The organism is Caulobacter sp. (assembly GCF_965279145.1).
GTDB lineage: Bacteria > Pseudomonadota > Alphaproteobacteria > Caulobacterales > Caulobacteraceae > Caulobacter.
Genome location: NZ_OZ257139.1, coordinates 2,270,099 through 2,291,680 on the forward strand (window position 1 = coordinate 2,270,099; position 21,582 = coordinate 2,291,680).

At 68.5% G+C, this 21,582-nt stretch carries 21 protein-coding genes; 7 read left to right on the forward strand and 14 right to left on the reverse strand.

From position 1 onward, the window contains the following. Positions 1–760: 760 nt before the first annotated feature. Positions 761–2,629 (forward strand): AMP-binding protein, encoded by a 1,869-nt coding sequence (locus ACQY9P_RS10650; protein ID WP_421739288.1) that lies wholly within the window; start codon positions 761–763, stop codon positions 2,627–2,629. Here the strand turns inward: ACQY9P_RS10650 and ACQY9P_RS10655 are convergent. Together ACQY9P_RS10655 and ACQY9P_RS10660 are read right to left on the reverse strand one after the other, a co-directional pair. After that, complete coding sequence (locus tag ACQY9P_RS10655; RefSeq protein WP_421739287.1) at positions 2,626–5,073, reverse strand: M20/M25/M40 family metallo-hydrolase; 2,448 nt, start codon at positions 5,071–5,073, stop codon at positions 2,626–2,628. The genes ACQY9P_RS10650 and ACQY9P_RS10655 overlap by 4 nt on opposite strands. 269 nt (positions 5,074–5,342) lie before the next feature. Then, positions 5,343–7,859, reverse strand: coding sequence for a TonB-dependent receptor (locus tag ACQY9P_RS10660; protein ID WP_421739286.1), 2,517 nt, complete (start codon positions 7,857–7,859; stop codon positions 5,343–5,345). Between the two features lie 257 nt (positions 7,860–8,116). Here ACQY9P_RS10660 and ACQY9P_RS10665 point away from each other — a divergent pair, with 257 nt between their 5' ends. Both ACQY9P_RS10665 and ACQY9P_RS10670 read left to right on the forward strand, forming a co-directional pair. Next, positions 8,117–9,565, forward strand: coding sequence for a protein adenylyltransferase SelO (locus ACQY9P_RS10665; protein WP_421739285.1), 1,449 nt, complete (start codon positions 8,117–8,119; stop codon positions 9,563–9,565). Between the two features lie 90 nt (positions 9,566–9,655). Continuing rightward, positions 9,656–9,793, forward strand: a complete 138-nt coding sequence (locus ACQY9P_RS10670; protein ID WP_421739284.1) for a hypothetical protein — start codon at positions 9,656–9,658, stop codon at positions 9,791–9,793. A gap of 13 nt (positions 9,794–9,806) precedes the next feature. Here ACQY9P_RS10670 and ACQY9P_RS10675 read toward each other — a convergent pair whose 3' ends face one another. From ACQY9P_RS10675 to ACQY9P_RS10695, 5 genes are all read right to left on the reverse strand, one after another. Then, the gene (locus tag ACQY9P_RS10675) at positions 9,807–10,535 is read right to left on the reverse strand and encodes an SDR family oxidoreductase (protein WP_421739283.1); all 729 of its coding nucleotides are present in this window, start codon (positions 10,533–10,535) and stop codon (positions 9,807–9,809) included. An 11-nt stretch (positions 10,536–10,546) separates the two neighbouring features. After that, the gene (locus tag ACQY9P_RS10680) at positions 10,547–11,746 is read right to left on the reverse strand and encodes a UxaA family hydrolase (RefSeq protein ID WP_421739282.1); all 1,200 of its coding nucleotides are present in this window, start codon (positions 11,744–11,746) and stop codon (positions 10,547–10,549) included. A gap of 3 nt (positions 11,747–11,749) precedes the next feature. Continuing rightward, positions 11,750–12,049: a UxaA family hydrolase gene (locus tag ACQY9P_RS10685; RefSeq protein ID WP_421739281.1), complete on the reverse strand. Its 300-nt coding sequence runs from the start codon at positions 12,047–12,049 to the stop codon at positions 11,750–11,752. Beyond that, on the reverse strand, positions 12,046–13,083 hold the full coding sequence (locus ACQY9P_RS10690) for an aldo/keto reductase (RefSeq protein ID WP_421739280.1): 1,038 nt from the start codon (positions 13,081–13,083) through the stop codon (positions 12,046–12,048). Before ACQY9P_RS10690 ends, ACQY9P_RS10685 begins: the two co-directional genes overlap by 4 nt. A 106-nt stretch (positions 13,084–13,189) precedes the next feature. After that, positions 13,190–14,389, reverse strand: a complete 1,200-nt coding sequence (locus ACQY9P_RS10695; protein WP_421739279.1) for a winged helix-turn-helix domain-containing protein — start codon at positions 14,387–14,389, stop codon at positions 13,190–13,192. Between the two features lie 106 nt (positions 14,390–14,495). On the opposite strand from ACQY9P_RS10695, the gene ACQY9P_RS10700 reads away from it, so the two are divergent. After that, positions 14,496–15,344: an aldose 1-epimerase gene (locus ACQY9P_RS10700; RefSeq protein ID WP_421739278.1), complete on the forward strand. Its 849-nt coding sequence runs from the start codon at positions 14,496–14,498 to the stop codon at positions 15,342–15,344. Between the two features lie 54 nt (positions 15,345–15,398). Here the strand turns inward: ACQY9P_RS10700 and ACQY9P_RS10705 are convergent, their stop codons facing one another. From ACQY9P_RS10705 to purE, 5 genes are all read right to left on the reverse strand, one after another. Next, positions 15,399–15,851 carry a MaoC family dehydratase gene (locus ACQY9P_RS10705; protein ID WP_421739277.1) on the reverse strand — a complete coding sequence of 151 codons (453 nt, stop codon included), beginning with the start codon at positions 15,849–15,851 and terminating at the stop codon, positions 15,399–15,401. Between the two features lie 79 nt (positions 15,852–15,930). After that, positions 15,931–16,329, reverse strand: a complete 399-nt coding sequence (locus ACQY9P_RS10710; RefSeq protein WP_421739276.1) for a hypothetical protein — start codon at positions 16,327–16,329, stop codon at positions 15,931–15,933. 40 nt (positions 16,330–16,369) lie between these two features. After that, positions 16,370–17,074 carry an aspartate/glutamate racemase family protein gene (locus ACQY9P_RS10715; protein WP_421739275.1) on the reverse strand — a complete coding sequence of 235 codons (705 nt, stop codon included), beginning with the start codon at positions 17,072–17,074 and terminating at the stop codon, positions 16,370–16,372. A gap of 7 nt (positions 17,075–17,081) precedes the next feature. After that, complete coding sequence (locus ACQY9P_RS10720; RefSeq protein WP_421740117.1) at positions 17,082–18,173, reverse strand: 5-(carboxyamino)imidazole ribonucleotide synthase; 1,092 nt, start codon at positions 18,171–18,173, stop codon at positions 17,082–17,084. Between the two features lie 20 nt (positions 18,174–18,193). Beyond that, on the reverse strand, positions 18,194–18,688 hold the full coding sequence (gene purE, locus ACQY9P_RS10725) for a 5-(carboxyamino)imidazole ribonucleotide mutase (RefSeq protein ID WP_421739274.1): 495 nt from the start codon (positions 18,686–18,688) through the stop codon (positions 18,194–18,196). A gap of 214 nt (positions 18,689–18,902) precedes the next feature. Here purE and ACQY9P_RS10730 point away from each other — a divergent pair, with 214 nt between their 5' ends. The 3 genes from ACQY9P_RS10730 (at position 18,903) to ACQY9P_RS10740 (ending at position 20,820) form a co-directional block, all read left to right on the forward strand. Further along, positions 18,903–19,616, forward strand: coding sequence for a GGDEF domain-containing protein (locus ACQY9P_RS10730; RefSeq protein WP_421739273.1), 714 nt, complete (start codon positions 18,903–18,905; stop codon positions 19,614–19,616). 138 nt (positions 19,617–19,754) lie between these two features. Beyond that, positions 19,755–20,117 carry a response regulator gene (locus tag ACQY9P_RS10735; RefSeq protein WP_421739272.1) on the forward strand — a complete coding sequence of 121 codons (363 nt, stop codon included), beginning with the start codon at positions 19,755–19,757 and terminating at the stop codon, positions 20,115–20,117. An 82-nt stretch (positions 20,118–20,199) separates the two neighbouring features. After that, on the forward strand, positions 20,200–20,820 hold the full coding sequence (locus ACQY9P_RS10740) for a methyltransferase domain-containing protein (protein ID WP_421739271.1): 621 nt from the start codon (positions 20,200–20,202) through the stop codon (positions 20,818–20,820). Here ACQY9P_RS10740 and ACQY9P_RS10745 read toward each other — a convergent pair. Continuing rightward, positions 20,817–21,056 (reverse strand): YdcH family protein, encoded by a 240-nt coding sequence (locus tag ACQY9P_RS10745; RefSeq protein WP_421739270.1) that lies wholly within the window; start codon positions 21,054–21,056, stop codon positions 20,817–20,819. The genes ACQY9P_RS10740 and ACQY9P_RS10745 overlap by 4 nt on opposite strands. A gap of 76 nt (positions 21,057–21,132) precedes the next feature. Further along, positions 21,133–21,582: a TIGR02444 family protein gene (locus ACQY9P_RS10750; RefSeq protein WP_421739269.1), complete on the reverse strand. Its 450-nt coding sequence runs from the start codon at positions 21,580–21,582 to the stop codon at positions 21,133–21,135.

Here is a 21,582-nt window from a genome sequence, read left to right on the forward strand (position 1 = left end):
GGGCATGGGGATGGACGGCTCTCAATCCCCGTTCTTTCCAGACTAAAACCCAACCCGATCAACGGCTTGTGAAATAGTTGATCGCGCCAATCCTCCGCGTTCAAACCGCCCGCATAATGATCTCACCTGACAGCACGGGAAGGGCGCACGTACGGCGACCGTTGCGGCTGTCAGGGGTGATCGAGCGGGAAGCTCAATCGATGGCGGGAGGAGCGTCTTGCGCTCCGGGCCGTCAACCTCGTTGTTCTCTGGCGGCGGTCGGCCGTGGAAAACAAAAACGACGTGACCTCGAGGGTCGAACGAGCAGCAGGCTGGTCCGGGAGGATCGGCAGTCCGGGCGGGAACGCTATCCCGTCCGCCCGTCGGAGGCTTCAAGGCGGCGAGGCCCGAACAGGGCTCGAGCGCCGCGCGCTTTCGCCAGAACGGTCACGCGGAGCGGACGGCTTCGTCGAAACGGTATTCATCTAACTCTTCCGGGCGAGCCCGGACGCTCCGCGACCCTTCCCATCACCATCGCAGCGAAAGCGCGAGGTCGCTGACACTTGCCCCCTACGGACCGCTGACGCGGTCGTCTTCCCCCGGAGGGGGAAGATGAAGGGCGGCGATCTCATCTTCCCCCTCCGGGGGAAGACGGTCGCGGAGCGACCCGTAGGGGGCCAGTGGCGCCAATCCTCCCCCAGCGTCATCCTTGCCGTCCGCACCGGTTCCGTTAACGTCACGACCCAACAGAACAACGATAACCTATCCAGGGAGAGAGACCATGACGCCGTCCGATGGCGCGTCGCCGGTGCGCGACGTCAGCGAGGTTCCCTTCAAGCCCCTGCCGATGAAGGGCCCGGACGTCAGTGTCGACTACCGCCCTGACGGCAGCCTGGTGATCACCTCCAACCACGCGCCCGGCGAAGGGCCGCGCTCGATCGCCCACCTGCTGGCCCAGAAGGCCGGCGAGCATCCCGAGCGGCCCTACCTCAAGCAGCGCGAGCCCGGCCACGGGCCCTGGCGGATGACGACCTATGGGCAGGCCCTGCGCGCGGTCGAGGGCATCGCCCAGTGGTTGCTGGACCAGGGCCTGACCGCTGACGACAGCGTGATGATCCTGTCGGGCAACTCGATCGAGCACGCCCTGATGACCCTGGGCGCCTATACCGCCGGCGTGCCCGCCGCCCCGATCAGCCCGGCCTACAGCCTGATTTCGACCGACCACGCCAAGCTGAAGCACAGCTTCGAGAAGGTGGCCCCGCGCGTGATCTTCGCCCAGAGCGGGGCGCTGTTCGCCAAGGCGCTGGAGACGCTGAAGGCGCTCGATCCGACCGTGCTGGTGGTCACCGCCGACGGCACGGGCGAGGGCGCGGTGAGCTTCGACGACATCGCCGCCACGGTTCCCACCCTCGCCGTCGAGGCCTCGCGCGAGACCCTGGGCCCGGCGACGGTGGCCAAGTACCTGTTCACCTCCGGCTCGACCGGCATGCCCAAGGCCGTGCCCCAGACCCACGGCATGATGGCCGGCGTGATCGCCGGGCAGGACGGCCTGCGGCTGGAAGAGCCCGAGACCGGCGACATCCCGCAGAGCCTGGAATGGATGCCCTGGAGCCACATCTCGGCGGGCAATATCGGCTTCAACGCCGTGATCTGGGCCGGCGGGACCTTGCACATCGACGAGGGCAAGCCCCTGCCGGGCATGTTCGAGACCACGATCAAGAACCTCTACGAGGTCTCGCCCATCGTGTTCGGCTCGGCCCCGATCGCCTTTTCGATGCTGGCCGAGGCGATGGAGAACGACCCGGCGCTGCGCGCCTCGTTCTTCAGGAACCTGCGCTATATGGGCTATGGCGGGGCCACGCTGTCGAACGACGTCTATACCCGCATCCAGGCCCTGGCCGTGGCCGAGACCGGCCATCGCATTCCGCTGACCACCATGTACGGCGCGACCGAGACCCAAGGCATCACCGTGACCCACTGGATCACCGAGCGGGTCGGCCTGGTGGGCCTGCCCCTGCCGGGCATCCAGCTGAAACTGGCGCCGAACGGCTCCAAGTTCGAGGTTCGGGTCAAGGGGCCGACCGTTGCGGCGGGCTATCACAAGGATCCCGAGAAGACGTCGGCGGCCTTCGACGAGGAGGGCTTCTATCGTCTGGGCGACGCCGCGCGGTTCGTGGATCCGGAAGACCCGTCCAAGGGCCTGGTGTTCGACGGCCGGGTGACCGAGGACTTCAAGCTGGACAGCGGCACCTGGGTCAGTGTCGGGGTGCTGCGCCCAGACCTGGTGGCCGCCTGCAGCCCCTATATCGCCGACGCGGTGATCTGCGGTCAGGACAAGGGCTTCATCGGCGCGCTGCTGTGGCCCTCGCCCTCCGGCCTGATGGCCCTGGTCGCCGATCCGGGACCGGGCACGCCGATGGAGAAGCTGGTGGCCTTCCTCAAAGAGCGCCTGGCCGCGTTCAACGCGGGCGCCGGCGGCTCGTCGCGTCGGGTGGGGCGGTTCACCGTGATGACCGAACCGCCCTCGATCGACGCCGGCGAGATCACCGACAAGGGCTATGTGAACCAGCGCGCGACGCTGGAGCGCCGCGCCGCGCTGGTGGACGCGCTGTACGCGAAAGAGCCGGGGGAGGGCGTTTTCACGGTTTAAGGGGTATTTGCGGGCGCCGCCTCCGGCTTCCAGTTCAGGCTGGCCCGGGCGACCACGGCGGTCTTGTCCGACATGCCGGTGGCCATCAGCTCGGCCGGCTTGCGGGCCGGGGGCAGGGCGCCGGCGGGCCAGCCGTCGCGGAACTCCATCACGGCCGCCTCGATCTTGCCGGTCGCGGTGGTGGTGAAGCTCAGCGTCACGCCGTTCGGGTCGGGGGCGTGATAGGTCAGGGTCGACCAGGCGCCGGGCTGGGTGGCCAGGGTGATCGTCTTGCCGTTCAGGCGCGGGTCGCTGAGGGGCGAGGTCGCCCGGATCTTCAGGCTCAGCACCTCGGCCCCGGGGCCGGGGATGACCCGAACCAGCAGGCGGTCGCCCGAGCGCTCGACGCTGAGATTGGGGGCGTCGACCTCGACCACGCGGGTCTCCGACATCCAGACCGGCGTGGCGTTGAACGGCTGATAGGCCTGCATCTTCGGATCCAGGCCGCCGTCGGCGATCAGCACCGCGCGGGACCAGGGGTCCAGTCGCGGCAGGGAGGAGGCCCGCCAGGCCTTGCCGGCGCCCGGATCGGCCAGGTGATGGGCCTCGGTCAGGTTGGGGCGATCGGCCGTGGCGTTGGGGATCGCGGCGGTGATCACCAGGCCCAGGCCGGTGGCGAGCAGGAGGAAGACCCCTCGCCAGTTCCAGCGCGACTCGGCGAAGTCGAAGGCCAGCGGGACCAGGGCCGGGGCGGCCAGCAGCACGAACAGGGCCAGGACGGCGGGCTCCATCGTGCCGATCCCGGCGAAGGTCCAGGCGCCCCACGCGGTCAGCTGGGCGGTCGAGAGGATGGCCAGCAGGCCGATGGCGAAGGTCACGGCCAGGGCGACGCGGCGGTCGCGCGTTCCGCCCATGCCGATGGCCAGGGTGGCGCCCAGGCAGGCCACCAGCAGCGGCCAGGTCAGCATCACCGTGGCCCCAGGGGCCAGGATCTGCGCGGCCAGGGCCAGCAGAAACAGCAGCTGGAGCCCGCCGATCCAGACGCCCAGCACGCCGACCTTCTTGCCCAGGGCCAGCCAGACCAGCACGGCCGCCGCGACGCCCAGGCCCAGGCCGATGGGGTCAAAGCCGCCGACCAGGCTGCTGGCGCCGCCCAGGGCCAGCGCCGCCAGGCTGGGCCACAGCCGGGGCATGCCCCGGGCCTGGGCCGTGACGACCGCCAGCGCCGCGCCGACGCCCAGGGCGCCCGCGCCCAGCAGAAGCAGGTTGAAGCGTCCCAGCAGGTCATACAGCGTCTGCTGGTCCTCGATGCGCAGCGCCCGGCCCAGCAGATGCAGCAGCAGGGCGGCGCTCACGGCCAGCAGCAGGCCTCCGGCCAAGCCCCTGGCGATCTCCAGCACGCGGGTCCCGCCGCCGGCCAGGGCGCGGAAGGCGACGAAGCCGATCATCACGGCGGCCAGGCCCAGCAGCACCCAGCCGATCGTCGTCGAATAGCTGATCAGGACCAGGCCCAGCACGTCGGAATAGATCGCGTTGGGCGTATTGGCCGGCAGGCTGGGGCTGTCGGCCAGCGCGCGGACCAGCGGCAGCACCTGGTCGCCCATGTGCTGCAGGCTGCCCTGGTCCAGCCGCTCGGGCGTCGACAGCGGCGTGTGATAGGCCAGCTGGTCGTCGATCAGGGCGAAGTTCAGCCCCGGCAGCCGCCTCGTCACCGCATGGGTGAAATCAGTGTCGTTGGGCATCTTCTCATAGACCGTCGAGGCCAGGGAATTGGCCGACGGGCGGTGGGAGGTGCGGGCCATCAGGGCCAGCAGGTCGCCGTTTTCCGGTCCGGTCTGGAACATGGCCGCGCGGCCGGCGTCGCCCCGGGCCTCCATGTTCAGCACCACGCCCACATGGGCCTGCAGCGGGTCGCGGGCGAAGAAGGCGTCGGCGCCCAGCAGGCCGGCCTCCTCCCCGTCGGTGAACAGGAAGATCACGTCGCGAGCCGGCTGCGGGCCGGCCTTCAGGGCGCGGGCGATCTCCAGCGCCGCCGCCGCGCCCAGCGTGTCGTCGGCCGCGCCGGGCGAGTTATGGACGGAATCGTAGTGGCTCATCACCAGTACGGCCGGCAGGTTCGGATCACGGCCCTTCAGGACCCCGACCACGTTCTGCACCGCCGCCACGCCCAGCGAGCGGCCGTCCCCGGAATAGGGCCTGAAGCCTTCGCCCGGGCGGACCAGGACCTCCAGTCCCAGCGCGCCGATCCGGGTCAGCAGGTGATCGCGAACCCGCACGATGTCGGCCGAGCCGGTGGGATGGGGGCGCTGGGCGATGGCCCGCACGTCGCTCATGGCGCGACCGGCCGAGAAGGCCTGGGCCGGGGCGGATGCGTCCAGGGGGCGCGGCGTCAGCTGGGTCGCGGCGCCCAGGCCAAGGCCGGCCGCCAGGCAGATCCAGAAGGCCAGTATCCTGATCGTCTTCACGGCGGACCCTTTCGCGCGAATCCCTGGAGCCTTTTAGCCTCACATGGAACCCTGTGAGGGCGTCTAAAAAGGCTCCAAATCAAACATTCAGAGCGTGGCAGGCGCCGAAACCGCACACACTTTCGGCTGCCACGCTCTGGCGAAGGGTGCGTCGGGTCGCCCGTGATCGGAAGCCAAAAAGGAAAAAGGGCGACCCGGTTTCCCGGATCGCCCTTTCCCTCATCCGAAAGCCGCCAGACGGTCGAGCCGCCGGGCGGATCCCCTCCCGGTTAGAACTTCGCCCGCAGGGTCAGGCCGTAGGTGCGCGGCGCGCCAAGGAACGCATCATAGGTGATGGTGTCATTGGCCGGCACGTAGGTCGTGTTGGTGGCGCTCAGGCCCGAAGAGCCTTGCAGGAAGCCGTTGAAGCCGACCTGCGTGTACTTTTCGTTCAGCAGGTTCTGGCTCCACAGTTCGGCGGTCCAGCGGTCATCCTGAGTGCCCAGGCCGATCCGCGCGTTGACCACGGTGTAGGCCTTTTGCGTCTTCGGCGGGAACAGGTCCGAACCGGTGATGTAGTCGGACGAGTACTTGGCGCCGATGTTGAAGCGGGCCTTCAGGCTTTCACCGACGGGGTGCTCATAGGTGAGCGAGCCCGAGGCCGAATATTTCGGCGCCAGCGACAGGCGGCTGCCCGGCAGCAGGGCCAGGGCGTTGGTCGGGTCGTTCGGGATCGCCTGCTTGCCGTACTTGGTGTCGGCATAGGTGAAGCCGCTCTGCACCATCAGGCCGTGGATCGGGGTGAACCACAGGAAGTCGGCGTCGACGCCCTGCGAGGTCACTTCCGGGATCGAACGCACAGCGAACGAGGTGCCCAGGAAGGTGTTCAGCTGGAAGTCGGTGAACTTCTGATAGAAGGCCGTGAAGTTCAGCAGAACGGTGCGGTTGAAGAGGGTGTTCTTCAGGCCGACTTCATAGCTGTCGACGAACTCGCCCGGGAACGAGGTGTCGAGCACCGGCAGAACGCCCGTCCCGCCGGTGGGCAGGCCGTTCGAGGATTGAGCGCGGTCGAGGTTATAGCCGCCACCCTTGTAGCCGCGGGCGTACGAGGCGTAGCTGAACACTTCGGGCGTGAAGCGATAGGCGGCCTTGATCGTGCCCGACCATTCCTTGTCCTTGCGCTCCTGGTGGGTGCCGCGGCCGTTGAACAGCGGATTGGCCCAGGGCAGGCACAGGTTGCCGACGATGGTCGGGGTGGCCGCGGCGCCGACGATGCTGGCGATGCGGGCCTGACCGGCGGGCGTCAGCGCGATGCCGCAACCCACGCCGCCGTCGGTGTTGGTCTGATAGCTGTCGACCGTCTTGCTGTCCGAGCTGTAGCGCAGACCGGCGGTCAGGCTGAAGGCGTCGGTGAACTGATAGGTGTTGCTGGTGAACAGGGCGACCGTCTTGGCGCGCTGGGTATAGGTGTCCAGGAGGCCCTGGCCCGGCGTGAAGGTCGTGTTCGGCGCGCGCCCCGTCAGGATCGAGACAAAGTTGGCGATGCCGGCCGGATTGGCCGCCGAACGCGACAGCAGGCGGCCCAGATACTGCTCGTAGTCATTGCCAAAGCGGAAGTTGGCGCCGTTATCCAGCTTTTCGTCCGCCAGGAACGTCCCCACCAGCCAGTCGAGATTCCCGGTCTTGCCGGCCAGGCGCAGTTCCTGGCTGAAGGTGGTGAACTCGCTGAAGTTGGTGCCGTCCTTGTTGCGATAGGCGAGGTCGGCGGTGGTGAAGTCGCTGTCCTGGCCGTTGTCGGTGCGCCAGTTGCGGATGGCCGTAACAGAGGTCAGCTGACCGACCGGAAGATCGATCTTGCCTTCCAGCGACACGCCCTTGTCCTCGATCGACGACGGCGCGCCGCGGTTGGAATAGGCGGTGCGGGCGTAGGGATCGGCCGTGGTGGCCAGGGCGGTCTGGCCGCTGACCAGGTTGAGGATGCCAGCGGTCGGGCCGGTGCGGATCTGCACGGCGCCGCAGCAGTTTTCGTCGCGCTTGGTGTAGTCGCCGATCAGCTTGAAGGTGGCTTCATCGTTGGGCACGAACAGCAGTTGGCCTCGCACGGTGTAGAAGCCCTGGTCCTGGTCCTGCGTGCGGTTGGTCGGTCCCTTGCCGTTGACGACGTCGTTGTAGCCGTCGCGCTCGCGGGCGGCGACATACAGGCGGCCGGCCAGGGTCTCGGTGCCGAACAGCGGACCGGTGACCGAGGCGGACAGGCCGTGGGCGTTGAAGTTGCCGACGGTGGCTTCGGCGTTGGCGGCGAAGCCGAATTCCGGCTCCTTGGTCACGACGTTGATGACGCCGGCCGAGGTGTTCTTGCCAAACAGGGTGCCCTGCGGGCCCTTCAGGACTTCGATGCGTTCCATTTCGCCGAGGTCGCCGAACGAGACGCCGTTGCGGGGACGATAGACGCCGTCGATCACGACGCCGACCGAGCTTTCCAGGCCGGGGTTGTCGCCGACGGTGCCGACGCCGCGAACGCGGGCGGTGGTCGAGGCTTCCGACGTGGTCGAGGTGACGGTCAGGCCGGGGGTCAGGATCGTCAGATCCTTGATGTCCTTCACGCCCGTGTCTTGCAGCAGCTTGGCGCCGACGGCGGTCACCACGACCGGCACGTCCTGCAGGTTCTGCTCGCGCTTCTGGGCGGTGACGACGATGCTGTCGACGGTGAGGGTTTCTGTTTCCTGGGCCTGCGCGACACTCGCGACGGACAGACCAGCGAGCACAACGGCGGACGCCGTGCCGCAAAGCACCTGGGTAAAGCGCATTTCCTACCTCGGTTCGTTATGACGCGAGCGCTTGCAACGCCCACGGTTGTTTTTGTTTGGTCTCACTCGAACGATTGTTCGAACGGACATGCAACGGTTATGGTCGGTCCGTGGCGAGGGCAAGTGAAAACCCTTACAGATAAACGGATCCAAAAGGTCTGTTGCCAAGATGCGACAGCTTTTTGACGGCATCCCCGACCGCGCAAACAGCGTCTCCGCGCCTTGCCAGATGGCGCCGGGAGGCTCATCTGCCACCCATGACCCCGTCGCCCGCCTACCGCCCCGATCCGAAGTTCATGAGCTTGGGGCGCGACTTCGCCGACCCGGTGGATCCGGCCGAGTTCCCGATGACCCGCCTGCGCTTCCGCAATGACCGGGCCGCGGCGACGGTCGGTCTGGACGGCCTTACCGATGAGGCCTGGCTGGCCGCGTTCGGCCGGTTTCAGCCCTTGCCGGACAATCAGCCCCGGCCGCTGGCCATGCGCTATCACGGCCACCAGTTTCGCAGCTACAACCCCGACCTGGGCGACGGGCGCGGCTTCCTGTTCGCGCAGCTGCGCGAGGCGGGAACGCATCGTCTGCTGGACCTGGCCACCAAGGGCTCGGGTCAGACGCCGTGGTCTCGGCAGGGCGACGGCCGCCTGACGCTGAAGGGCGGCATGCGCGAAATTCTGGCCGCCAGCCAGCTGGAAGCCCTGGGCGTGCCGACCTCGCGCGCCTTTTCGCTGGTCGAGACCGGCGAGGCCCTGCAGCGCGGCGACGAGCCCAGTCCGACCCGCTCGGCGGTGCTGACCCGGCTGTCGCACAGCCACATCCGGTTCGGGACGTTCCAGCGCCAGGCCTATTTCGAGCGACCCGACCTGATCACCGTGCTCGTCGACCACGCGGTCGAGACCTATTATCCGCATCTGGCCGATGAGCCCGACCGGCCTGTCGCCCTGATGAACGCGGTGGTGGCCGCCAGCGCCAGACTGCTGGCCGGGTGGATGTCGGCGGGTTTCGTGCATGGCGTGCTCAACACCGACAACATGGTCGTCACCGGCGAGAGCTTTGACTATGGCCCCTGGCGGTTCCTGCCACGCAACGATCCCAATTTCACCGCCGCCTATTTCGACCATAACGGCCTCTACAGTTTTGGCCGTCAGCCCGAGGCGGTGTTCTGGAACCTGCAGCAACTGGCCGCCTGCCTGACCCTGGTCACCGACCAGGCCGGACTGCTGGCCGCCCTGAACGGCTTTTCCGACGCCTATCGCGACGCCCTGCGCGGCGCGATGCTGCGGCGCCTGGCGCTGAAGTCGCGCGGGCCGGCGGCGGATGTCGAGCTGGTCGGCGCCGCCTTCAAGGCCCTGGCTGGCGGCGGTGACCAACTGCGCTGGGAGCCGTTCTTCTTCGACTGGTTCGGCGGCGAGGCCTCGGCGGAACGGGCCCTGGCCGGCCCACGCGCGGGGCTCTACGACAATGAGGCGTTCACGGACTTCCGTCGCCTGCTGGCCGGGTTCGAGGCCGACCGACCCGAGCGTCTGGGTCACCCGGTCTTCGCCCGGTCCGAGCCGGAAGAGCTGCTGATCGACGAGGTCGAGACCCTGTGGGCGCCGATCGCCGCGGACGACGACTGGGCCCCGCTTTACGCCAAGCTGGACCGGATAGAGGAGACGCGGCAGGCCTACGGCCTGGACACCCCCGGCGATAAAAACGTCGCCGTCTGAACTTTTCCGTTCGAGTCCGGAACAATTGTCACGGTTCGGGCTTACTGGTCCTGCCTAGTGCCGAACGGTGAGGCTTTGCGGAGAGACCCCATGCGCTTCTTCCAATCGATCTTTCAGCCCGTGATGCTGGTCGGCGCCGTCGCCATGTCGTTCATCGGCGCGCTGGGCCTGCCGGGTTGCGCGCGGGCCATCGGCGAATGCCTCAACGAGAGCCGCGAGGTCGCCTGATCGCGACCCGGATCTAGTTGATCCAACCTCCGTCAATGATGTGGATCTGACCGGTCGTGAAGGCCGAGTCGTCGCTCGCCAGATATAGAGCCAGTTGCGCCAACTCCTCGGGCTTGCCAAGCCGGCCCATGGGCTGGCGGGCGGTGAAGGCCTTTCGGGCCGCGTCATAGTCGCCCGTGTCGGCCAGGCGCTGGTTCAGCGATGGCGTATCGACGGTTCCCGGACAGATGGCGTTGCAACGCACCCCCTGGGCCACGAAGTCGGCGGCCACCGCCTTGGTCAGGCCGATGACCGCAGCCTTGGTGGTCCCATAGGCGAAACGGCCCGGCACGCCCTTGATCGAGCTGGCGACCGACGACATGTTGACGATCGATCCACCGCCGGCCTCCAGCATGGCCGGCAGGAAGGCGCGAATCATCCGGTACTGGGCGGTGACGTTCAGGTCGGTGGCGAAGGCCCAGTCCCGCTCATCGCAGTCCAGGATCGTGCCGGCGTGAACGACGCCCGCGCAGTTGAACAACACGTCGATGGCGCCCAGTTCGCTGGCGAGCGCCCTGATCGCTTCGGGGTCCAGCACGTCGAGGCGGCGCGTCTCGCAGCCCTTCACCTGGGCCAGCAGGTCCTCGTTGATGTCGGTCGCGATCACCCGCGCGCCTTCGCGGGCGAACAGTTCGGCGCTGGCCTTGCCGATGCCCTGAGCCGCCGCTGTCACCAAGGCGGTCTTGCCGCTGAGTCTGCCCATGAACTTACTCTCTAGCTGGTCCGCCGCAGGGGCAGGCAGGCCGGACCTACGGGATCGAAGGCCTTGTAGGTGAGGATGAATTCCTGGTGGCCGAGCGCCTCGGACACCGTCCGCTGGCCGCCGGCGACGGCCAGAACCAGATCGTGAATCTCGGCGCCCACCTCGTCCAGCGTGGCCCGGCCCTCCATGATCCGGCCGGCGTCGACATCCATGTCGGACGAGAGCTTGCGGAAGGTCTCGGGATTGGCGCAGATCTTGATCACCGGCGAGATGGCCGACCCCACCACCGAGCCGCGCCCTGTCGTGAACAGCGTCAGGTGGGCCCCGCACGCGATCAGCTCGACGATCTCGGCGTTGTCGGAGATATTGGGAAAGCCGAAACGCGGCTCGCCGTCGGGCACCACGTCCAGCAGGTAGAGACCGCCGGTCTGCGGCTGGTCGCCGGGTTTCAGGATACCGACGATCGGGGCCGAACCCGACTTGGAATAGGCCCCCATCGACTTCTCCTCCTGGGTGGTCAGCCCGCCCTCGGCATTGCCGGGCGCGAAGCTGCCATAGCCCATGACGGTGTAATAGGCCTCGGCCTTGCGGACGCTGGCCTCCAGTTCGCGACCCAGTTCTGGGGTAATGGCGCGGTCCGCCATGATCGTTTCGCAGCCGACCAGTTCACCGGTTTCCTCGAACAGGCAGGCCGCGCCCGCCGCGCCCAGACGGTCGAAGGCCCGGCCGACGGCGGGGTTGGCGGTGATGCCGCTGGTTCCGTCCGACCCGCCGCAGATCGTGCCGATCACCAGCTCCGAGACCTCCATCGGGACGACGGCGGTCTGGTCGGCGATCGCCTTCAGCCGCGCGACGGAGTCCAGACCCTTCTGGATGGTCGAGGCGGTGCCGCCGCTGTCCTGGATCACCAGGGTCTCGACCGGCCGCCCGCTGGCCCGGACGGCGGCGCTCAGGGCCTCGCGATTGAAGCTTTCGCAGCCCAGCGAGATCAGCAGCACGCCGCCGACATTGGGATGGGTCCCGATCGCCTGCATGACTTTCAGCGCATAGGCGTTGGGATAGCAGCCGGGAAAGCCGATCAGCTGGATGTCGGGATCGTCGCTGCGGGTCACGATGGCCCGGGCCACATGGTGGGCGCACTCCACCAGATAGGCCACCGCGATCACGTTGCGGATGCCCTTGCGACCATCGGCCCGAAGATAGCCGCGCATCCCTCAGGCCTCGCCCGCGCCGGTCGCCCGCCGGGTGTGGCTGGCGATGTAGTCGCTCTTCATGTTGTGCAGGTGGACATGCTCGCCCGCTGCGGCGGACGCGGTCATCGAGCCGATGGGGGCGCCGTATTTGAGCACCTTGTCGCCCGTCTTCAGGGCGCGGCGGGCCAGCTTGTGGCCGACCTCGACACTGGCCGGGGCGATCACCTCAACGCCGTCGAGGATCAGCACGTCGCCGGCGCGGATCGGCGCGGCCAGAACCAGCACATTGTCGTCCGGGTGCAGCAGAAGGGGCCCGCTCATGCCGCCGCCCCCGCGATGGGCGTCGGCGCATCGGGATGCAACAGGCCCTCGGCCCGCAGGTCGTCCCAGAGCGCGGAGGGGATGACCACCTTCATCCAGCCGGCGATCTGCGCGACCTGGGTCGGATTGGCCATGCCGGGGATGACACTGGCGACCTGGGGATGGGCCAGCGGGAACTGCAGCGCCGCCGCCGCCAGGGGCGTGGCGTGCGTCGCGCAGACCGCTTCCAGCCGGCGCACCCGCTCAACGATCTCGACCGGTGCAGGATGGTAATTGTAGTGCGGCGGCCGTCCGCTTCCGACGCCTTCGACCAGAATGCCGGAGTTGAACGGGCCGCCGACGATGATCTTCACGCCGCGCCGGACACACAGCGGCAGAAAGCCCTCCAGCGCCGTCTGCTCCAGCAGGGTGTAGCGGCCGGCCAGCAGGAAGAGGTCGAAGTCGCCGTGCGCCAGCGCCTCCTCGCAGATCGCCTGCTCGTTGACGCCCAGGCCGATGGCCCCGACCGCGCCGCTGTCGCGAAGATCGCGCATCGCCCGATAGCCGCCGTCCAGAAACTCGCGCAGGCGGGCGGGATGGTCGTCGCCATGGGTCTGGCGACCCAGGTCATGCGCCAGCAGGATGTCGATGCGGTCGCGGCCCAGCCGCGCGCGGCTGGCCTCCCAGGATCGCATCACGCCGTCATAGGAGTAGTCGAACGCCGGCTCGAACGGCGCGGCGTCGACGAAGCCGTGTCGTTCGCCAGGGCCCGCGTCGGTGGGAACCAGCAACCGGCCGACCTTGCTGGAGATCACGACCTCGGCGCGACCGGCCAGGATCTGGCCCAGCCGGGTCTCGCTCAGGCCAAAGCCATAGTGGGGCGCGGTGTCGAAATAGCGCACGCCGGCGTCGAGGGCCGCCTGAACGGTCTGCCCGGCCGCGGCATCGCTGATCGCGGCATACAGGTTGCCGATCGCGGCGCCGCCGAAGCCCAGGCGGGGCAGGCGCGACAGGGTGTCGATCCCTGGCTCGTTATCCGATGCCGCCGCGCCCAATCTATCCGCCCTGAATTATTATATGTAAAAAACATATTCCTTATAAAATCGCGCGGTGAGCAGGGCAAGCCTGCCCGATGGCGCGGGTAGTCGGCGGAGTCTGAATTCAGAGCGCCCGGGTCAGGGCCCCGGCCAGATCGCCGCTGGGTTTGACCTCGACATCGCCCAGCCCCAGCCACCCCGCCATCAGACGCAGCTCCGCCGCCAGTTCAGCCGGCGTCTCGTCATTGGCCGCCGGCTGGGCGTGCGCCGCTTGAACCAGCAACCGTCCCGCCTTGCGGTCGGCCTTCAGATCCACGCGCGCGGTCAGGGTCTCACCCTGAAGGAAGGGCAGCACGTAGTAGCCATGGGTGCGCAGGTGGGCGGGGGTGTAGATCTCCAGCCGGATGCGGGCGTCGAAGATCCGCTCGGTGCGCTCACGAAACCAGATCAGGTTGTCGAACGGCGAGAGCAGGGCGCGGGCCGCAATTCGCCGGGGGCGGGCCGCGCCGTCGGCGACATAGGCCGCCTGCTGCCAGCCCTCGACCTCGGCCGGGATCAGCACGCCTTCCTCGACCAGTTCGGCGATGCGGGCGCGGCTCTCGGCCGGGCCCATGCGGAAATAGTCGCGAAGGTCGCGTTCGGTGGCCACGCCCATGGCCCGGGCGGCGCGGGCGATCAGGGCGCGGTGGGCGTCTTCCCGGGCGGGCGTCGGCGCGTTGATCAACTCGGACGGCAAGACCTGCTCCGGGGCGCCGTAGACCCGTTCAAAGCCCGCGCGCCGCGTGGCGGTGGTCAGTTCGCCGGTCCAGAACAGGCACTCCAGCGCCCGCTTGGCCTCGCTCCAGCCCCACCAGCCGCCCGGTCCCTTCTTGGCGCCGATCTCAAGCTCGCCCGCCGAGATCGGGCCGCGCCGGCGGATCTCGTCCAGGGCCTGGGCGATGAAGTCCGGATGGGTGTCGAGGAAGCGAGCCACGCCTTTCCAGACGCCCACGCCGGCCCTGGCGTCGGCCATCCGCCAGCGAAACAGCGGATGCATCTCGCGCGGCATCAGCGAGGCCTCGTGGCCCCAGTATTCGACCAGAGCCGGCGTCTTGCCCCACGCGATGTCTTCCAGCAGCGCGCGCGGATAGTCGCCCAGGCGGGAAAACAGCGGCAGATAGTGCGAGCGCGACACCACATTGACCGAGTCGATCTGCAGCAGGCCCAGGGTCTGGATGGTCGACAGCACATGCCGCCGGCCCGGCGCGGCCGGACGCGCCTTGCCAAACCCCTGCGCCGCCAGCGCCATGCGTCGCGCCGTTCTGGCGGAGAGCTTCTCGGTCATGGGCCGGATTGAGCATCCGCCGGCGGATGGGCGCAAGCGGCGCGCCGCCCGAACCTGTCAGCAATCAGGCTTGGCCGCGTTCGGAAATGGCCGTACCGAGGCGGCCATGATCGTTCTGGAAAGCGGCGCGGCGCGCCTTGAACTCGCACCCGAAGTCGGCGGCGCCGTCGTCCGGTTCACCGTTGATGGCCGCGACGTGATGCGACCCGCAAGGCCCGGCGCGACCGACGCGCTGGACACCACCAACTTCCCACTGGTCCCGTTCTGCAACCGCATCCCCGACGGCCGCTTCGTGTTCGAAGGGCGTGAGGTCGTCCTGCCGCCGAACCTGGGCGATCATCCGCACGCCCTGCACGGCCAGGGTTGGCGGCGCGCCTGGACCGTCGAGACGGCGGCGGCGGCCGAGGCCACGCTCGTCTACGACCACGCCCCCTCCGACTGGCCCTGGGCCTATCGGGCCGAGCAGCGCTTCGAGCTGAGCGAGACGGGCCTGCGGATAACCCTGTCGGTAACCAATGCCGGCGATGCGCCCATGCCCGCCGGCCTCGGCTTGCACCCCTATTTCCCGCGTCGTGCGGGCGAGGTGCTGACGGCCCCGGTCGACGGCGTCTGGATGATTGACGAGAGCGTGCTGCCCACCACCCACCATGTCGGCGTCTGGGGGGCGGACTGGGCGGGCGGCGCGGCCGTCGAGGGCTACCCCGGCCTGATCGACCACTGCTACACCGGCTGGAGCCAGCGCGCCGTGCTGACGGCTCCGGGCCAGCCCGATACGACGATCACCGCCTCGCCGGAGTGCCGCTGGCTGCACGTCTATGTGCCGCCGGGTGAGGATTTCTACTGCGTCGAGCCCTGCGCCAGCCGACCCAATCCGTTCGGCGCCGGCGAGACGGGCATGGTGACGCTGGCGCCGGGACAGAGCCGGTCGATCTGGATGAACATCACGGCGGGCTAGGGAGAAGGATAAAAGGCTTCCCTCGCCCTTTGAGAGGCCTGCGCTCGGGCCGTTTCAGCCCTTGGCCGGCCGGCGGCGACGGGGGACGCGGACGGTGGCTTCGCCGTCCATGATCAGGTCCTCGCCGACAAAGCCTTCGCAGCGCAGGGTGACGCGGGCGCTGGTCTCGTCGATCGACGAGACGGTGACGCGGGAGACCACGACGTCGCCGATGCGCACCGGTTTGTGGAAGGCCAGGGTCTGGCCAAGATAGATGGCCCCGGCGCCGGGCAGGATGGTGCCGACCACGGCCGAGCCGAACGAGGCCGACAGCAGGCCGTGGGCGATCCGGCCGCGATAGGCGGTTCGGGACGCGAAGGCTTCGTCCATGTGCACCGGATTGAAGTCGTCGGAGGCGTCGGCGAACTGCCGGATGCGCTCTTCGGTGACGGTGACGCGCTTTTCGGCGACCATCCCGACGACAAGTTCTTCCAGGATATAGCCGCCTGAGAGATGAGGTTCGATCATACGGGGCGGTTAGCGGTGATGCCGCGTCGTGACCAGCGAAAATACGCGGGAAGCCTTCCGCCTCTCTGGCGTCTGGACGCTAGCGGGCGTCCGAAGGGCTGTCTGTTCGCGCGGGCGTCCATCCCAGCGCCAGGTGGGCGGCCGCCGCCAGCAGACCCACGCCCGCGCCCAGGCCGATCAGGGTGGAGACTTCCAGAATGCCGGGCGCCAGTTGTCTGGCGGTCGGGTGGAACGGCAGGCTCTGGATGGTGCGCGCCATGTGGAAGCTGTTCATCGCCCCGACCAGCAGGCCGAGGGCGGGGCCCAGAATGCGAAGGTCGCAGATCAGACGCCCGCAGGGGCCGGTCTGTCCGCCGGCGCGCGAGGCCATGACGGCGGCCGCCACGATGGCCGGAAGGGACATCGTCAGCACGATGAGCACGGCCCTCTGGGGCGCGGCCGCATTCTCGAAAACCGTGCGCAGAACCTGTTCAACCATCGTCCATCTCCCTGGATGGCAATGAGATTACATATGTAGTTTATGAGATCAAGGCCCGCTCGACCGCCGCCAGGGCGTGCAGGGTGGTGGTGTCGAACACCGGCACGGGGCTGTCGTCCTGGCTGACCAGCAGCATGATCTCGGTGCAGCCCAGGATCACCGCCTGGGCGCCGCGCGCGACTAGCCGGGCGATCACGCCGCGATAGACCTCGCGGGAGGCGTCCAGCACCTGGCCGGCCACCAGTTCGCGATAGATGATGTCGTGCACCGCCGCGCGGTCTTCGGCGTCGGGGACCAGAACCTCCAGCCCGTGCTGGTTCTCCAGCCGGCCGCGATAGAAGTCGTGCTCCATCGTGAAGGCGGTGCCCAGCAGACCCACGCGCGTAAAGCCGGCGGCCTGGATCGCCAGGGCGGTGGGATCGGCGATGTGGAGCAGGGGGATGTGGACCGCCGCCTCGATGGCGTCGGCCTCGCGGTGCATGGTGTTGGTGCAGAGCACCAGGAAGTCGGCCCCGCCGGCCTCCAGCGCCCGCGCGGCGTCGGCCAGACGGCGCGACAGCTCGGGCCAGCGGCCGGCGTGCTGCAGGGTTTCGATCTCGGCGAAGTCGAACGACCACATCAGGGTGCGGGCCGAGGCCACGCCGCCCAGCCGCTCGCGCACGGCCTCGTTGATCAGCCGGTAATACTGGGCCGAGCTTTCCCAGCTCAGGCCGCCGATAAGGCCGATGATCGCCTGGTCGGTCACGGCCAACCTAGTCCTTGAGCGGCCGCAAGCGGTTCACATGGCCCATCTTGCGACCGGGGCGGGCCTCGCCCTTGCCGTAGAGGTGGACGCGGGTTTCGGGCTCGCCGGCCAGCTTTTTCCAGGCCTCGACATCGGCGCCCAAAAGGTTGGTCATTTCGACATGGGCCATCGGCTGGGTGGGACCCAGGGGCCAGCCGGCGACGGCGCGGATGTGCTGTTCGAACTGGTCGACCTCGCAGCCGTCCTGGGTCCAGTGGCCGGTATTGTGGACGCGCGGGGCGAACTCGTTGACCAGCAGCTTGCCGCCGGCCAGCTCGAACAGCTCCACGCCGATCACGCCCACATAGTCCAGCGCGGTCAGGATCTTGATGGCGATGGTCTCGGCCTGGTCGCGGGTGGCGGGCGTCACCTTGGCCGGCGCCGAGGTGCGCTTGAGCACGCCGCCCTCGTGGTGGTTTTCCGACAGGGGATAGCAGGCGATCTCGCCGTCGCGGCCGCGCGCGGCGATCACCGACAGCTCGCGCCCGAAATCGGCGGGAGCCTCGAGGATGGCGGCCTGGCGACCGATCTTCTCGAACGAGGCCTCGGCGTCGGTGGCGCGCTGGATCCAGGCCTGGCCCTTGCCGTCATAGCCTTCGCGGCGGGTTTTCAGCAGGGACGGCGCGCCGATCCGGGTGACGGCGGCGGCCAGGCTGTCGCCGTCATGCACGGCGGCGAAGGCCACGGTGGGCACGCCGATCTCGGCCAGGAAGCTCTTTTCGACGACGCGGTCCTGGGCCGCGGCCAGGGCCTTGGCGCCCGGCGCGACCACGGCGCCCAGGGCGGACAGTTCAGCGACGGTGTCGGCGGGGACGTTCTCGAACTCGTAGGTGACGACGTCGCAGGCCTCGGCCAGACGCTTGAGCGCCCAGCGGTCGTCATAGGCCGCCACGATCTGACGGCCGGCGACGCGGCCGGCGGGGCTGTTTTCCTCCGGATCCAGGATCACCACGTCGAAGCCCAGGCGCGCGGCGGCCAGGGCCAGCATGCGACCCAGCTGTCCGCCGCCCAGGATGCCGATGGTCGAGCCGGGGACGAGGGGGAAGGCTCCCTTGCTCATGTCGGGGTCGGTCATGCGGGTCAGTCCTCGACGCTTTCGGCGACGCTGTCGGTCTGGGCCTGGCGGAAGGCGGCCAGGCGCTGGGCCAGGGCGGGGTCCGACAGGGCCAGGATCTGGGCGGCCAGCAGGCCGGCGTTCTTGGCTCCCGCCTCGCCGATGGCGAGGGTGGCCACGGGAACGCCGCCCGGCATCTGGACGATGGACAGCAGGCTATCCAGGCCGCTCAGGGCCTTGGACTGCACCGGCACGCCCAGCACCGGCAGGTTGGTCATCGAGGCGGCCATGCCTGGCAGGTGGGCCGCGCCGCCGGCCCCGGCGATCACCACCTTGAAGCCCGCGTCCTGCGCGCCCTTGGCGAAGTCGAACAGGCGCTCTGGGGTGCGGTGGGCCGAGATCACCTTGGCTTCATAGGCGACGCCAAGGCTGGTCAGCGCGTCGGCGGCGCCCTTCATCGTCGGCCAGTCGGAGCGGCTGCCCATGATGATGGCGACGTGAGGCGTGGTCGGGCTTGGCATCTTGTCGAGGTTCCCTCGGCGGCGGCGGGCCTGAAAGCCGCCCCGTATGCGCGTCAATCCCGCGAGCGCAAGTGCAAAAAGCCCGCCGCGCATCGGAATCGGGCGCCGGTCGCTCCGCGACAACAAACCCCTGCGGCTAAAACGCCCCACGATTGCGCGAAACGGCGTTCCCGTTAAGGATTGGCCAAGCTGTGCAACGAACGATTCCCCAGTCATGAAGATTTCCGGCGCTCGCACCGAACCTTTCGCCGCCATTCGCAAGCGGGCGCTGGTCCGCGCGGGCGCTCAGGTCGCGGCGCGTGAGCTCGCCGCGACGGACAGCGCCGCCTTTCTGGGGCTGACCGAGGCCGACCTGACGCCCCAGGTGCAGGAGGCGCTCAACACCCTGATGACCGAGATCGACGACCTGCGAAACGAGGTCTCGATCCTGAAGCTGCGTCTGAACGAGGCCCAAAACCAGGCCGACCAGGACGTTCTTACCCCGGTGCTGAATCGCCGCGCCTTCCTGCGCGAGATGAAGCGCGTGTCCGCCTTCGCCCAGCGCTACGGCTCGCCGGCCAGCGTGGTGTTCTTCGACCTGGACGGCTTCAAGAGCGTCAATGACCGCTTCGGCCATGCGGCCGGCGACGCGGCGCTGCAGGCCGTGGCCCGACGACTGCTGGCCAATGTCCGCGAAAGCGACGTGGTCGGCCGCATGGGCGGCGACGAGTTCGCCGTGCTGCTGGCCCAGGCCGACAAGGAAACCGCGCTCTCCAAGGCGGCCAGCCTGGCCGCCGCCGTCACCGACACGCCGGTCGAGTTCGGCGAGTGGTCGGCTCCGCTGCACATCTCGTGGGGCGTGCGCGAGATCGCGCCGGGCGCCGACCCCGAGGAGGCCTTGGCCGAGGCCGACGCCGCGATGTTCGTCCGCAAGCGCAGGCAAGCCTAGGGTTTCACATCCGCCGGGTCTCACCCCTGGGTCTTGCGACGTTTCGCGCGGAGACTTTTGGCGCGCCATCGCGCTACGTGTTAACCCTTGATTAAGCTTAAGCGGCTGGACTCCGTCCGGGCGCGTGGGGCGTAAGGCATGCAGCGTATTCTGGTCGCGGAGGACGATCCCCTTCTGGCGACGATCTACGAGATCACGCTTGGCGAGGCGGGCTTCGAGGTTCTGATGTGCCGCGACGGCGTCGAGGCGCTGGCGTGCCTGGACTCGTTTGCCCCCGATCTGGTGATTACGGATTTCTACATGCCGCGCATGACCGGCGGCGAGCTGATCCGCGCCGTGCGCGAGCGGCGGGGCGGCTTGACCGCCACCCTGCTGGCCTCGGCCATCGATCCCGCTCGCCTGGGTGTCGATGAGCACGCCGACGCCCGCCTTGAAAAGCCCATTACGCCCGCCCGCCTGCTGAGGGGCGTCCGCGCCCTGGAGGCCCGCCGGGCGGCTTGATCTTTCAACGGCGGATCGCCGTTGACCAAATCGCCGACGCATGGCGAGACAATAGGCGCTACAGAAAAGGTCGGAGACAGCCGTGACGCACGAATGCGCCAAGTCGATCGTGCGCCGGATGCACGATCCCAAGTTCGCCAGCCACTATTTCGTCGGCCATGGCCTGGATGTGGGGGGCGCGCCCGATCCGCTGTCGGCCTTTCAGCCGTTCTTTCCGCTGATGACCGGATGCGACACCTGGGACCTGCCCCAGGGCGATGGCCAGTTCCTGGCTTCGGTTGCGGACGAAACCTATGACTTCCTGCATTCCAGCCACTGCCTGGAGCATCTTGTCGATCCGGTGGTCAGCCTGGCCAACTGGCTGCGGGTGCTGAAGCCCGGCGGGCACATGGTGGTCACGGTGCCCGACGAGGACATGTACGAGCAGGGTGTTTTTCCCAGCACGTTCAACGACGACCACAAGTGGACCTTCACCGTGTTCAAAGCGAAGTCGTGGAGCGATCGGTCGCTGAACGTCGTCGATCTGGTGCGGAGTCTGGGCTCGGCGGGCGAGGCGCAGAGGATCGAGAGCCTCAACAGCACCTTCTATCACGGCGCCCAGCGGTTTGATCAGACGCTGCTGCCGCTGCCCGAATGCGCGATCGAGTTCGTGATCCGCAAACGGCCCGCCGTCGAGGTCGCGGCCGGAGGGCGGCTGCCTTAGGCGATGATATCCGGCATCAGCTGGTCTTCCAGCCTGCCGATCTGGTCCTTCAGGGCCAGCTTCTTCTTCTTCAGGCGGGCGATCTGCAGCATGTCGGGCTGCGGGCGCTCCTCCAGCGCCTGGACGGCGGCGTCCAGATCCTGGTGCTCCTCGCGCAGGACGGCGAGGCGGCGTTCGAGGGTGACGTCCGACTCATCCGACGGATCGTCATCGTTCATGGACGTGCCATCGCTCATGGACGGTTTCCCCGGTCGGCGTGAGAGCCTTGGACTTGGCTGATAGATAGCAAAGGCTGACAGCCCGTAAAGGGATTCACGCGAGCGCCCGGGCCAGGCGTTCCAGGGCGCTGTCGCGCGGCGGATCGCCAGACGCCAGGGCGGCCGTCTTGAGGGCGTCCAGAACGTCGCGCGGGGCCTCGGCCGGGCCGCACAGCGCCTCCAGGCTCTCCAGCAGCACCCGCTCGCCCTGCAGCTCCACGCTCTTGAGCGCCTCGCGCAGCGCCTCGCGGGCTGTGTCGTCGATATCGGGTTGAACCGGCTTGAGGGCGCGTCGCACGCCCCGCAGCGGCGCGCCGACCTCGGCGTCCCAGCGACGCATCAGCAGGGCGGCCGTCTTGGGATCGGCGGAGACGCCCTCGCCGGCGGCCCAGGCTGCCCACAGCAGATAGGGCACGTTCTGACCGTGGGCGTCCTGCAGGTTCAGGCAGGCGTCCGCGACATCCTGTCGCGCATAGACCTGCAGGGCCCAGTCCCAGAGCTTCAT